This window comes from Peribacillus butanolivorans (genome assembly GCF_001273755.1).
In the GTDB taxonomy this organism is placed as follows: Bacteria; Bacillota; Bacilli; order Bacillales; family DSM-1321; genus Peribacillus; species Peribacillus butanolivorans.
Map to the genome: position 1 here is coordinate 1,957,431 of NZ_LGYA01000001.1, position 14,059 is coordinate 1,971,489.

At 37.9% G+C, this 14,059-nt stretch carries 9 protein-coding genes and 3 pseudogenes; all 12 read left to right on the plus strand.

All coding sequences use genetic code 11. The features are described 5' to 3' along the window. The first annotated feature begins 110 nt into the window (after window positions 1–110). The 12 genes and pseudogenes from hutU to AKG34_RS09235 all read left to right on the plus strand — a co-directional run bounded on the left by hutU (window position 111) and on the right by AKG34_RS09235 (window position 14,048). Complete coding sequence (gene hutU, locus AKG34_RS09190) at window positions 111–1,790, plus strand: urocanate hydratase (protein WP_053345799.1); 1,680 nt, start codon at window positions 111–113, stop codon at window positions 1,788–1,790. Next, the gene (hutI, locus tag AKG34_RS09195; RefSeq protein ID WP_053345800.1) at window positions 1,787–3,046 is read left to right on the plus strand and encodes an imidazolonepropionase; all 1,260 of its coding nucleotides are present in this window, start codon (window positions 1,787–1,789) and stop codon (window positions 3,044–3,046) included. Before hutU ends, hutI begins: the two co-directional genes overlap by 4 nt. 275 nt (window positions 3,047–3,321) lie before the next feature. Continuing rightward, a complete protein-coding gene (locus tag AKG34_RS28720; protein WP_236694898.1) occupies window positions 3,322–3,492 on the plus strand; it encodes a hypothetical protein in 171 nt (56 codons plus the stop codon). Between the two features lie 83 nt (window positions 3,493–3,575). Continuing rightward, on the plus strand, window positions 3,576–4,898 hold the full coding sequence (locus AKG34_RS09200; protein ID WP_053345801.1) for an MFS transporter: 1,323 nt from the start codon (window positions 3,576–3,578) through the stop codon (window positions 4,896–4,898). 408 nt (window positions 4,899–5,306) lie between these two features. Beyond that, a pseudogene (locus tag AKG34_RS09205) lies at window positions 5,307–5,531 on the plus strand (glutamate dehydrogenase); the annotation flags it as partial. Window positions 5,532–6,355: 824 nt separating this feature from the next. Then, window positions 6,356–7,741 (plus strand): MFS transporter, encoded by a 1,386-nt coding sequence (locus AKG34_RS09210; protein WP_053345803.1) that lies wholly within the window; start codon window positions 6,356–6,358, stop codon window positions 7,739–7,741. Window positions 7,742–7,834: 93 nt separating this feature from the next. Beyond that, entirely contained in the window at window positions 7,835–9,394 is a 1,560-nt protein-coding gene (hutH, locus tag AKG34_RS09215; RefSeq protein ID WP_053345804.1) for a histidine ammonia-lyase, read from the plus strand. A 174-nt stretch (window positions 9,395–9,568) separates the two neighbouring features. Continuing rightward, window positions 9,569–9,937, plus strand: a pseudogene (locus AKG34_RS28725) (FAD-dependent oxidoreductase); the annotation flags it as partial. A 1-nt stretch (window position 9,938) separates the two neighbouring features. Next, a pseudogene (gene solA / locus AKG34_RS09220) lies at window positions 9,939–10,693 on the plus strand (N-methyl-L-tryptophan oxidase); the annotation flags it as partial. A gap of 463 nt (window positions 10,694–11,156) precedes the next feature. Beyond that, the gene (locus tag AKG34_RS09225; protein WP_053345805.1) at window positions 11,157–11,918 is read left to right on the plus strand and encodes a 5-oxoprolinase subunit PpxA; all 762 of its coding nucleotides are present in this window, start codon (window positions 11,157–11,159) and stop codon (window positions 11,916–11,918) included. Window positions 11,919–12,040: 122 nt separating this feature from the next. Next, entirely contained in the window at window positions 12,041–13,183 is a 1,143-nt protein-coding gene (locus tag AKG34_RS09230; protein ID WP_152952354.1) for an NRAMP family divalent metal transporter, read from the plus strand. A 73-nt stretch (window positions 13,184–13,256) separates the two neighbouring features. Next, entirely contained in the window at window positions 13,257–14,048 is a 792-nt protein-coding gene (locus tag AKG34_RS09235) for a putative hydro-lyase (protein WP_053345807.1), read from the plus strand. Window positions 14,049–14,059: the final 11 nt, after the last annotated feature.

Below are 14,059 nucleotides of genomic sequence, written 5' to 3' on the forward strand. Positions count from 1 at the left end.
ACAAATAAAAAAATATGAAAACCATTCATAAAAATATCATCAAATTATAATAAATTATTTGAATTTTTAGTTTAAAATGAAAATATAACACATCAAGGAGGTAGTAAAAAATGAATGCTAATACAAAAAACAAGGTTATACGATATGAAGGTACAGATTTGAATACAAAAGGGTGGCAACAAGAGGCCGTTCTTCGAATGTTGATGAATAATTTAGATCCAGAAGTAGCTGAACGCCCAGAAGATCTTGTGGTATACGGTGGAATTGGAAAAGCAGCTCGTAACTGGGAGTGCTTTGATGCAATTGTCAAATCACTGAAAGAACTGGAAGACAATGAAACTTTACTTGTTCAATCTGGAAAACCGGTGGCTATTTTTAAAACTCATACAGATGCACCACGTGTACTTATTGCAAATTCGAACATTGTCCCGGCTTATGCAAATTGGGAAACATTCCATGAACTCGATAAAAAAGGGTTGATGATGTATGGACAAATGACAGCTGGCAGCTGGATATATATCGGTTCTCAAGGAATTGTACAAGGAACTTACGAAACATTCGCGGAGCTAGCGAAGCAGCATTTCAATAATACCTTAAGAGGCACTATCACAGTAACAGCGGGTCTTGGCGGTATGGGTGGGGCACAGCCGCTAGCCGTAACAATGAACGGCGGTGTCTGTATCGGAATTGATGTAGATGAGACAAGAATTGACCGGAGAATTGAAACTCGTTACACGGATGTGAAAACGGATTCATTAGAAGAGGCCATCCGTTTAGCCATAGAAGCAAAACAAGCAGGAAAAGCTTTATCCATTGGTCTGATTGGGAATGCTTCTGACATTCTTCCTGAAATGATTGCGAGAAACTTTATCCCGGACGTGTTAACCGATCAAACATCTGCACATGACCCACTAAACGGTTATACACCTTCAAGTATGTCATTTGAAGCAGCAGCTGAATTGCGCAAATCGAATCCAGAAGAGTATGTAAAACGCTCTAAAGCTTCTATGGCCAAACATGTAAGAGCAATGCTTGAAATGATGGAAAAAGGTGCAGTGACGTTTGACTATGGTAATAACATTAGACAAGTGGCGAAAGATGAAGGGGTGGAAAATGCATTTGACTTCCCTGGATTTGTTCCAGCTTATATCCGCCCACAATTCTGTGAAGGAAAAGGGCCTTTCCGCTGGGTAGCACTGTCTGGAGATCCTGAAGACATATATAAAACAGATCAGGCGATTTTACGTGAATTTGCAGATAATGAACATTTATGCAATTGGATTAAAATGGCTCAGGAAAAAATTCAATTCCAAGGCCTCCCTTCTAGGATTTGCTGGCTGGGGTATGGCGAGCGTGCCCGTTTCGGAAAAATTCTAAATGATATGGTCGCGAGCGGAGAATTAAAGGCACCAATAGTAATTGGGCGTGATCATCTGGATTCAGGCTCTGTTGCTTCGCCAAATCGTGAAACTGAAGCTATGAAAGACGGATCAGATGTGGTAGCTGACTGGCCAATTTTAAATGCCATGGTGAACGCAGTCGGTGGAGCTACCTGGGTATCCGTACATCACGGTGGTGGAGTAGGAATGGGTTACTCACTTCATGCAGGTGTGGTTATTGTGGCTGACGGTACAAAAGAAGCAGGGGCTCGCATTGAACGTGTATTAACAACAGACCCGGGTATGGGTGTAGTGCGACATGTGGATGCAGGATATGAATTGGCAGAGAACACTGCTCGTGAAAAAGGAATTAATATCCCAATGCTTGATAAAGGAAAAGATAAGTCATGACAAAACCAATTTGGATAAAATATGCAGCAAATCTCGCTACTCTTGCATCAGTAAAAAAAGGTCCCCGTTCAAAAGAGGCTATGTCTGACCTTGGATTGATCGAAGATGGCAGCTTGTGGATGGAAAATGGCTTGATTCAAGCTGTCGGTACGACTAAAGAAATAGAGGAGCTTTATGCAGATAGATTGCATGAAGCTGAAGTTTTCGATGCGTCTGGCTACCTTGTAACACCGGGTCTAGTGGATCCCCATACGCATGTTGTATATGGCGGGAGTCGAGCAAGTGAATTTGAAATGCGTCTTGAAGGTGCAACATATATGGACATTATGAATGCGGGTGGCGGTATCCATGCAACCACCCGTATGACAAGGGAAGCAAGTGAAGAAGAATTGATGGAACAAACCATACATCGACTTGATTCGTTTCTCGCTCATGGTGTGACAACGGTGGAAGGGAAAAGCGGTTACGGTATGAATCTGGAAACCGAGTTGAAACAGTTGCGTGTGATGAAAAAGCTTCAGGAAAAGCACCCGATTGATCTTGTTCCAACTTTTATGGGAGCACATGCGGTGCCGAATGAGTTTAAAGGTCGTGAAGATGACTTTGTCGATCATTTGATTAATGAAATGCTTCCCATTGTAGCAAAAGAAAAGCTGGCAGAGTTTAATGATGTATTTTGTGAAAAAGGCGTCTTTACACCTGAACAATCGGAGCGGATTCTAGAGGCGGGAAAAAATTACGGTTTGATTCCTAAAATTCATGCTGATGAAATTGAGTCTTATGGTGGCGCAGAATTAGCTGCGAAAATAGGAGCTATTTCAGCCGAGCATTTATTGAAAGCTTCAGAAGAGGGCATTCAAGATATGGCCAAATCAGGAACGATTGCCTGTCTCCTTCCAGCAACAGCGCTGTATTTACGTGAAGAGGCGGCTGCAGGAAGACGGATGATTGATGAAGGTGTAGCGGTGGCCATTTCGACGGATTGCAATCCCGGGTCCTCACCGACGACTTCTATGCCCCTTGTTATGAATCTAGCATGCATCTCGATGCGGCTCACCCCAGCAGAAGCATTAACGGCGGCGACATACAATGCTGCTTGTGCGATCAATAGGCAGGAAAAGGTAGGATCGCTGGAAGTCGGAAAACAAGCAGATGTTGTTTTATGGAATGTAGAAAACTATCAGGAATTGCAATATTTATTTGGAGTTAACCACGTTAAGTCCGTATGGAAAAAGGGCGTACAAGTGGTGAAATAATATAGAGAAAGAATGGCTTCAAAAGCCTGATGATCTTGGAATGTACCAGAAGAAGATACGCCTTACCTTATCCTTTATGGAGCACCCATTTCACGGTCCTCAATCAGTGTATCAGGAGCCTTTTTATATCCGCTGGAATTTCGGCGGATGTGAAAAGGCTTTGTTACCTACATCTTGGATGAAAAAGTGGATCTAACAAAATTAAGAGTTGTCAATGCAGGAGATATACTTGATATTTTAGTTGCGCTGGGTGTACATGCTCTACCCATGGTGGAATGCCAGCTAATGAGTTGATTGATATTTTACTAGATATTGGCCAGCACCCGATTGTCATGCAAATTGATTTCGTCTGTCTTGATCCGAGCAAAGCCTATAAGGGTGCCGAAACAGTCAAAGTCAGGGGATGCATGGCTGCAATTTATTACAGGTTGCATAATACAGACTAGATAAAGGGTCTTATGATTACTGTTTTTATGTTTAAAATCAGTAAGTATTGCTGCTCTCTATCACACATCAAGGGGGGAACTACATGTTGAGAAATAAATATCGTTATTTTATTATTTTTATGATTATTCTTATTACAATCATAAATTATATTGATAGAGGTGCACTTTCATATGCCCAAGCTGAAATCATCAAGGAGTTCAATTTAGATCCAGTAAGTTGGGGAGCAATCTTAGGTTATTTTGGATATGGTTATATATTCGGAGCGCTATTTGGTGGTGCTTTAGCAGATAAGAAAGGTCCTAAATTTATGTGGATCATTGCTGGAACTACATGGTCTTTTTTTGAAATTGGGACAATATTCGCAGGTCATATAGGTGCAGCATTATTTGGAGGTTCTGCATTGGCAGGATTTGCGGTGTTTCGTGTTTTATTTGGGTTCGCTGAAGGACCTACCTTATCAACAATGAACCGAACTATGGCAAACTGGGTATCTCCTAAAGAAAAAGGGTTTGCTGTAGCACTTGGATTAGTTGGGACGCCAATTGGAGCATTAATTACTGCACCCATCGTAGTAGGTCTTCTAACATTCACTAACTGGAAAGTAACATTTGTTATTCTCGGTTTATTAGGTTTTATTTGGGTAGTAATTTGGAACAAAGTATTTACAAACCTACCTGAAGATCATCCAAGAGTCTCGAAAACCGAACTAGAAGAAATTCGAAGAGCAGATATATTAATTAAAGGCGAAACGAAATTAGACGAACAAATAAATGTACCGTGGTACCATTTTTTTAAAAACCCTACGTTAGTAATGAATGCCATTGGATATTTTGCCTTTTTATATGTAAATATTTTATTACTTACATGGACTCCCAAATATCTGCAAGATGAATTTAATTATTCACTTTCATCTCTTTCATATATTGGTATGATTCCCTGGGTAGGAGCTATTATCACTGGATTATTAGGTGGTAAAATCTCGGATATATTACGTAGAAAAACAGGGAATTTACGTATTGCTAGATCTTGGTTCACAGTAGTTTCCTTATTTTGTACAGCTGTTTGTTTTATGTTGATCCCAACTGTTGAGAGTGCAGCAGCAGTACTTGCATTAATGTGTATAGGCAATGCCTTTAATTATTTACCAAATTCTATCTATTGGATTGTTGTTCTTGATACAGAGCCAAATAAAGCAGGAACTTTTGGGGGAGTAACTCATTTTATTGCGAATCTAGCTACTATTATTGCACCGACCCTAACAGGAAGTCTTGTAGCAAAACATGGATATAATGCAATGTTTATTGCAGCATCCATTGCAGTAACAATAGGAATGATAGCCATGGTTTTTGTGAAACCAGGTAAACAAAGTAACTCGTCTAAATCAACCAATGATATGGTCAGTTAAAACATAGTCTTTCTAGGAAATAGGGTTTCAACAAAGATAGTAAATTAGAAAGAAGAGATTAAGACCAATAAATAAGAACTTACAGCTTATAAGGAGCAATGGTTACGGCGATTGCTCCTTTTTTGTAAGATGATGCTAAAAGAGAAACAATAAATATTGATATAAGAGAGGTTGGATTAGCTTCTTAATCCAAGATAAGTGGATGATGCATTAGATGGATTCTTTTTTGACAATCCTATACACATCCTTTCTCTTGATTTCCGCTTCATGGATTAGTACGAGACACAAAGCAAATGTTCTATTTGTATGATGCGTCTCAAAATTGTTTTTCTAAATAGGTTTAATCCTCCACTGCAATAGAAAAGAAAATGAGGGATAAATTTAATTACTAATAATGGGGTGGATATCATGTCAATTATAAAGACTTCGGAGAGCTTATCCGAGGAACAGAAAAAGGAAAATGAATCATTTGATTTATTTCTTTCAACACAAACGGTCATCAAAGAGGCGCTGAATAAACTAGGTTACTCAAATGAATTATTTGAATTATTAAAAGAGCCTCTTCGAATGCTGACAGTTCGTATACCTGTCAAAATGGACGATGGTTCTGTTAAAACCGCACAGGTTTATAAAGTGGATATGCGTTTAGCCGCCTATATGGTTGGAATTAAAAAGTCGGCTGAAGCTTCGTCTTTCCGTGGCTGGGTATAAAATGTAAAAATCTCTATTTAAATAGGAAAATAAGGGGTTTAAAATAAAATCTTCTAAGGGGAGAGAATTTTTATGTGGATAATCACTGTCCATGCGAAGAACAGTATAAAAATGTTTGAGTATGACACTGAAAAGGAAGCACGGGCAAAATTTGAGAGAATACAAGGGTGTAAAATCCTTAGTGAAGTCATTTATTTCAATGATTATTGTTTAGCTTAATCATGATAGCTTCGGTTCCATAGGTGATTTGGTAGAAGACTCTTTTATAGAAAATTGAGGAGAATGAGGATAGTTGCAAGTATTTGCAAAATGATGAATTCTATAATACTTGAGTTACATTAGTTTGGCACAAAAGAGATAATACTAGCGAAATTTTCGTAATAAGTGTTTATATTTATAAATGTTTTGTGTTTTTTTAATAAAAATACAATAGAAATATAATATCATAATATAAATAATAAGATAATCATTAATTTATAATATTTTTTGTGAGATTTTCATAATAAAATTAAGTTCATAGCTAGGAGGTAAAAGTATATCAAAGCGATAACAAATGGTGAAATAATGAATGTACAGTACAGCATGCTGGAGTTGGCAATTTGTATATTGATTATTCATTTTGAATTAGTTGTTGCGAAGGCCCGAAAATTTAGTAATTTTGTTGGAATATGTCCTAACTGATATTTCATTGTAAAGTATTTTTTTAAGTTGATATATCTGAAAAATCTAAAAATGGAGGGGATTCTTTGAGCGAACAAAAATTCACGATTGACGATGTACCATTTAAAAAGTTTCATTTTCGTATTGCTGGCCTTACTTTTGGATCAAGCTTCTGTGATGGTTATTCACTTGGAATCATCGCGATGGCTCTGACAGTACTTGGTCCTCAATTGGAGCTAAATGCAATGTGGACGGGATTGATCGGAAGTTCTGCATTAGTCGGTCTATTTGCGGGAGCTTTGGTACTTGGAAGGCTTTCTGATCGTATAGGCAGGCAGAAAATCTTTCTCGTAAACTTTTTACTTATCACGATCGCTACTATTTTACAATTTTTTGTTAGTAGTCCAGAAGAGCTTTTGATTTTACGGTTACTAATTGGTTTTGGACTTGGAGGAGATTACGCTGTCGGTACGACTTTACTCGCCGAGTTTTCACCAAAAAAGTATCGCTCCTCGCTCCTCGCGTCTATAAACGTAGTATGGACGCTTGGATATGTAGCATCAAACTTTGTGGGTCATTACTTGGGACAGGTTGGTTCAGACTCATGGCGTTGGATGCTTGTTAGTGCTGCTATTCCCGCTATTGTGGTTTTAATCTTACGAATAGGAACGCCTGAATCACCAAGATGGCTTGTCAGCATGGGGCGTGTCGAAGAAGCTCGCCAGATTGTAAAGAAACACCTTGGATCGAACGTTGAAATGGGTGAAACGACTACTGGTACTGAAAATCAAAAGACTCTAGGATTTCGTGGACTTTTCAGTGAAAAGCTTCGTAAGCGTTTGGCTTTTGGTGGAATATTCAAATTAACTCTTGTCATTCCGTACTTTGCAATCTACACTTTCCTACCGTCCATACTAAGTACAATGGGTTTTGAACAAAACTTTTTTGCCGATACAATGTTAAATCTATTCTTGCTTATTGGGGCAATTGTTGGTCTTTGGTTGCTTGCGAAATTTTCACGTAGAGGATTTACCATCGGGGCCTTTACTATCCTTACTGTTTCATTGTTTTCACTCAGCTTCTTACACAATGGTTCTCAATTCTTAATGTTGATAGCCTTCTTGATCTTTACTTTTTTCATGTCAGCAGCATCAAACCTTACATTAGTATACCCAGCAGAGCTTTTTCCAACTGAGATTCGTGGATCTGGAATAGGTATGGTAACAGCAATTAGTCGGATTGGTTCTGCAATTGGAACATTTCTGCTGCCTATTAGTCTAAATTCATTCGGATTGGGTACTTCAATGATTGGTATGGCTGTAGTTCTGCTAATCGGTTTGATTGTATCGATTGCCTGGGCACCTGAAACGAAGAATCTTTCCTTACATGAAGCAAGTGACCCTTTGCTTGAAGCGGGGAACTCTCCGAAGGAAACCGATATTCCCTTTACAGAAAATAAGAAAATAACTTAAGATTATTTTCTAGTAAATAATTGAGAAGAAACGTTTCTATCGTCTCCTTGTTTAATCTTGAATATATTTTCGAAAGGAGAGGAGTGTTGAATCATGACAACAATAAATTGTATACACCCTAAAGATATTAAAGAGGTTGTACTTGGGGATGGTGCTATCTCAATCCAAGAAGTGATTGCGGTTGCTAGATATGGGGCGATCGTTTCCTTTACTCAAACATATTGTGATAGGGTGGATAAATCCCGTAGCCTAATAGACAAGTTTTTAGATGAAAATCGATTGATTTATGGTGTAACAACAGGATTTGGCAGTAATATGACAGAGGTAATTTCTTCTGAAGATGCAGAAACTCTTCAACGAAATATTATTCGTTCTCATGCAGTTTCTGTTGGACAGCCTCTAGAAAGAGAAGTAGTGAGAGCCATTCAATTGATGATTCTTGTGAATTTAGGTCAAGGTTTTTCAGGAGTCAGATTAAAAGTATTAAATCTAATTGCTTCACTTTTAAATCACGATATTCTTCCGTTTGTTCCAGGTGATGGGTCAGTGGGATATCTTTCTCCTGAAGCTCACATGGCCTTAGTAGTGATTGGAGAGGGGAAGGCATGGTATAAAGATGAGCTCATCCCTGGAATAGAAGCGTTAGAGAAAGCTGGATTAGCACCTGTTACGTTGGGGGCTAAAGAAGGATTGGCACTTACAAGTGGAACTACTTCTGTCACAGCTATGGCTATCTTGGCCTTATACAATAGCATGCAAGCAGCGAAAACTGCCGACATTACGGGAGCTATGTCCTTAGAAGTGCTAAAAGGTACAATTAAAGCATTTGATCCTCGTTCCCACACCGTAAAGAAACATGAGGAACAGGCTAAGACAGCCAGAAATGTAACAAGAATACTTGAGGGCAGCCAAATCATTGATACATACAAGGAACATAGATTACAAGATGCGCTTAGCATACGATGTATTCCACAAGTTCATGGTGCCATAAAGAGAGTATTGAAGGACGCTGCGGTTACTATTGAGAATGAGATGAACTCTGCAAGTGACAATCCAATTATATTTCCGGAAGAGGAAGATGGAATTGCACTCATGGGTGGAAATTTTGATGGTTCCTACGTAGGAATCTACGCGGATACGATGTGCATTGCCTTAGCGAATTTAGCGAAAATTACCGAAAGAAGAATTGATCGTCTAGTAAACCATCACCTTAGTGAACTTCCTAATTTCTTAGTAGTTAATCCAGGGTTAAATAGCGGCTACATGATTCCACAATATACAGCTGCGGGACTATTGAATGAGATTAGAGTTCTTTCACATCCTGCAACCGTAGATAATGTTCCAACATGCGCTAACCAAGAAGACCTGATAAGTTTTGCCTATTATGCTTCGAAGAAAGCATATCAGATTTCAAAGAAACTTGAATATATTTTAGCCATTGAGCTTATGACGGCCACGCAAGCAATGGATTTTCATCACCCCTTGAAACCGTCGCCGATTACGGAAAGTGTGTACCATTTAATACGCGACCAAGTCCCAATGGTAAAAGAAGATCGATTCTTTTATCCTGACATTGAAATAATAAATAGGCAAATTCATGAAGGGGAAATAGTCAATCTTGTCGAAATGGCTATTGGAGAAATTGAATTCTAAAACTATAATGGAAGATGTTTTACACTCACCATTTTAAGTGAATCGGCTTCCTTTTTCATCAAGTAAGGAATTTATTTAATATCTTCACACCTATAGCAGAAAGCATAGTTTTTTGACACTTCTTACTTTCTAAAATGTGTGATAATCATCTTAGTCAGGAGGAGTAAAGTAAAAATGCATTATGATGTAATTGTAATTGGAGCTGGATCTATGGGAATGTCCGCAGGATATTTCCTATCTAAAAATGGAAAAAAGGTATTATTATTAGACTCTTTTGTTCCTCCTCATAATAAAGGTAGTCATCATGGAGAAACAAGAATTATAAGACATGCTTATGGTGAAGGGGAAGAGTATGTTTCTTTGGCACTTAAATCTCAAAAACTATGGAATGACTTAGAAAAACTTACGGATAAACAGTTATTTCTTCCAACAGGTGTACTGAATGCAGGCAGTCAAAAATCCACATTTATTAAGCAAGTAATCGCAAGTTCAAATAAATTTAATTTACCATTAGAAATCCTAGATTCAAATCCATGAAAGATGNAAAGATGGCCAGGTATCTCACTACCAGAAGATTATATAGGCTGCTTTGAATCGACTTCAGGTGTGTTAAAAAGTGAAGACTGTATTCGAGCGTATCAGCAACTTGCAGAGTCACATGGTGCTAACATCATTGTGAATAGCCAAGTAAGGAAGATATGTGTTCATAATAATGGGGTTACGATTAAAACTGATGAACAGACTTTCTACGCAGAGGCATTAGTTGTTGCAGCAGGAGCATGGTCACCAAAACTTTTAGCGATGTTAGACTTAAATGTTCCTCTAGCCCCTATCAGAAAAACATTTGCATGGTTTGAAGCAAATGAATTATATAATTACAAAAACTTTCCAGCCTTCACTTTTGATACGTCTGTAGGTACATACTATGGCTTTCCAAGTATAAATGACAGTGGTTTAAAATTAGGGAGACATGATGGGGGAAATTACATTAATCCTGATGATTCTATAGCAGGGTTTGGTGAATTAGATGAAGATGAGGGAGATTTGGTACAGTTCCTACAACAATTTATGCCTACCGGTCAAAAAATAAAATATGGGAAAAACTGCATCTATACAATGACCCCTGATGAGAACTTTATAGTGGATACCCATCCTAATTATCCACACATTGCTATTGCAGCAGGTTTCTCTGGGCACGGGTTTAAATTCAGTAGTGTTATTGGAGAGATTTTAAGTGACCTTATTATTTCAGGTAAGAGTGAGAATGATATCTCAGTATTTTCTATAAATCGATTTTAATTAAAAATGAGAAGACTTGAAAAAAATATTTTGCCATCGGGATAAAAATACAAAGTCGCAAGTTTAACATGAACCTACATATAGAATGAAAATCCAAGTCGTTGATTCCTTATCATAGGAATCAACGACTTTTTTTAGGAAAAAAAGGCTTAGTATATGTTTTTGCCGGTCTATAAATAATACACCTATATATTATTTTTTCACTTTAATCTATGTACATAATCTTCTGACATCAATGATATTCAAGATTAATGAAAAAATACAAAAACATATGTTAGGTTAGCTAACAATTGTATTGTCGAAATAAAAAAAACATGCTAGAATAAGAATATTCCGAAATATGAAACGTCAATTCCGAATTTCGGAATTTTATGAAATTTAATGAAAGTGAAATACTTATTTTTTTATCTAAATATTTATAGGTTTTATTGTTCGAAATTTCTGTAAATAGGAGGAGTGTACAATGAATACAGTTGATTTGAATTGTGATTTAGGAGAGAGCTTTGGTACATATCGAATTGGAAATGATGCAGAGATTTTGGATTATGTAACATCTGTCAATGTTGCTTGTGGATTTCATGCTGGCGATCCGACCGTTATGAGAAAAACGGTTCAACTTGCTTTAGAGAAAGATGTAAAAATTGGTGCCCACCCTGGATTACAAGATTTAATAGGTTTTGGCCGACGCAATATTAATATTTCACCACAGGAAGCTTATGATATTGTTGTCTATCAAATTGGTGCGTTAAATGGCTTCTTGCAATCTGAAGGCGGGAATATGCAACATGTTAAACCACATGGTGCTTTGTACAATATGGCGGCAAAGAATAAAGAGTTGTCTCTTGCCATAGCTGAAGCTGTATACAAAATTAATCCTGAGCTCATTTTATTTGGCTTGTCGGGCAGTGAATTAATACGTGCTGGACAGACCATTGGATTACAAACGGCTAGTGAAGTGTTTGCGGATCGGACATATCAACAAGATGGTTCATTGACTTCTCGTATGAAAGCGCATGCAATGATAGAAAATGATGATGATGCTGTTGCACAAGTAATTCGAATGGTTAAAGAAGGAAAGGTTTTGTCACAGCAAGGAACTGATGTGACTTTAAAGGCAGATACAATTTGTATTCATGGGGATGGAGCACATGCTTTAACCTTTGCTCATCATGTAAAAAAATCCTTAGAAATATCTGAAATTACAGTTAAGTCTATTTCTAAATAAAATCACAAACATCTAGGAGGTAGATTCCATTGGAGCCAATCAAAAATACAACAACTGACCAGACAAAAAATCAATCTAAGCCAAAAACTAACCGGACATTATTGCTAGGTGCAGCATTTCTTATGGCAACATCAGCCATAGGACCAGGTTTTTTAATGCAGACAACTGTTTATACCCAAAGTCTTGCAGCAAGTTTTGGGTTTGTTATTCTTATTTCCGTAATTCTTGATATTTTTGCACAAACAAATGTATGGCGCATTATTGCTGTATCTGAAAAACGAGGACAAGAGATTGCAAACATGGTTCTTCCAGGACTAGGTTATGTTCTAGCGGCACTCATAGTTATGGGGGGGCTAGCATTTAATATAGGGAACATCGCAGGAGCTGGACTTGGTCTAAATGCGATGACTGGAATTTCCCCAACTGCTGGAGCGGCAATTAGTGCCGTCATTGCAATATTAATTTTTGTTGTAAAAGAAGCAGGTAAAGCGATGGACCGTTTTACACAAATTGCCGGCTTTTTTATGATATGTTTGATGATATATGTTGCATGGACAACTTCTCCTCCAGTTGGAGAAGCAGTAGTTAAGACATTTGCACCTGATAAGATTGATATTATCGCAATCGTTACATTAGTTGGAGGATCTGTGGGTGGCTATATTACATTTGCTGGCGGTCATCGTCTATTGGATGCAGGCGTGAAAGGTGTCGGAGCACTGCCAGAAGTCACAAAGAGTTCAGTAATGGGTATTTTAATAACTACAGTTATGCGAGTTGCATTATTTTTAGCAGTTCTCGGTGTTGTATCTAAAGGCTTGCAAATTGATTCAGGAAACCCTGCGGCATCCGTTTTTCAACTTGCTGCTGGAAATGTTGGTTATAAAATCTTTGGTGTTGTTATGTGGGCTGCAGCAATCACATCAGTAGTAGGTGCTGCATATACTTCCGTTTCGTTTATTAGAACATTCAGTGAAAAAATAAATAAAAAGGCTAACTGGATTATAATTGGCTTTATAGTACTTTCAACAATTTGCTTTTTGTTAATTGGTAAACCGGTAAAAGTACTACTTGTAGTGGGGGCAATTAATGGTCTGATTTTACCAATTGCACTTGGAACATTATTAATTGCTGCTTATAAGAAAAACATTGTGGGTGAATATAAACATCCTTTATGGTTGACGATATCAGGTGTATTTGTGGTAGTTGTTATGGCGTTAATGGGTGGCTATACTTTATTTACTCAGCTACCATTACTATTTAAATAACTATAGATTCAATCTAATTATTACGACTAGCAGTTTGTGAAAAACTGCTAGTTACTTATAGGAGATGTATAATATGATTAATCTTTCGCAAGCAACCCCGGCTGAATTGCGCGCAATGATCCGCAACAATGAATTGATTAAACCGACTGCTGGAATGGCAAACGGGTATGCACAAGCAAACTTAGCCATCTTAAAAAAAGAGCATGCTTTTGATTTTTTATTATTTTGTCAGCGTAATCCTAAGTCTTGTCCACTTTTAGACGTGACAGAGATTGGTTCCCCTATTCCTAAATTTGCTGCTCAGTCTGGTGATATCCGTACAGATATTCCAAAATATCGGATATATAAATATGGTGAATTAGTGGAAGAAGTAACGGATATTTCAGATTATTGGGAAGATGATATGGTTGGATTTTTAATAGGTTGCAGCTTTACATTTGAACATGCCCTTTTAAACAATGATATTTCCATTCGTCATATTGAAGAGGACTGTAATGTACCAATGTATAAAACGAATATTTCATGTACTGAAGCCGGGATCTTTCACGGGAAAATGGTAGCAAGCATGCGTCCGATTCCTCAGCAAGATGTGGTGCGAGCGGCTCAAGTTACATCGCGTTTTCCTGCTGTTCATGGTGGTCCAATCCATATTGGAGATCCGGGGGCGATTGGTGTTTCTAACATACAGCAGCCTGATTTTGGTGATGCAGTAACGATTCGTGAAGGAGAAGTGCCAGTCTTCTGGGCTTGTGGAGTAACGCCTCAATCTATCGCAATGGAAACAAAACCGGCGATTATGATTACGCATGCACCAGGACATATGTTTATAACGGATATTCGTGATGAAAAATTAGGCGTTTTATAACTAACAGAAAG

Coding starts and splice junctions, on each gene's coding strand:
- AKG34_RS09225 (WP_053345805.1), top strand. CDS start 11,157: ATGAATACAGTTGATTTGAATTGTGATTTAGGAGAGAGCTTTGGTACA.
- AKG34_RS09235 (WP_053345807.1), top strand. CDS start 13,257: ATGATTAATCTTTCGCAAGCAACCCCGGCTGAATTGCGCGCAATGATC.
- AKG34_RS09230 (WP_152952354.1), top strand. CDS start 12,041: ATGGCAACATCAGCCATAGGACCAGGTTTTTTAATGCAGACAACTGTT.
- AKG34_RS09200 (WP_053345801.1), top strand. CDS start 3,576: ATGTTGAGAAATAAATATCGTTATTTTATTATTTTTATGATTATTCTT.
- hutU (WP_053345799.1), top strand. CDS start 111: ATGAATGCTAATACAAAAAACAAGGTTATACGATATGAAGGTACAGAT.
- hutI (WP_053345800.1), top strand. CDS start 1,787: ATGACAAAACCAATTTGGATAAAATATGCAGCAAATCTCGCTACTCTT.
- hutH (WP_053345804.1), top strand. CDS start 7,835: ATGACAACAATAAATTGTATACACCCTAAAGATATTAAAGAGGTTGTA.
- AKG34_RS28720 (WP_236694898.1), top strand. CDS start 3,322: ATGCCAGCTAATGAGTTGATTGATATTTTACTAGATATTGGCCAGCAC.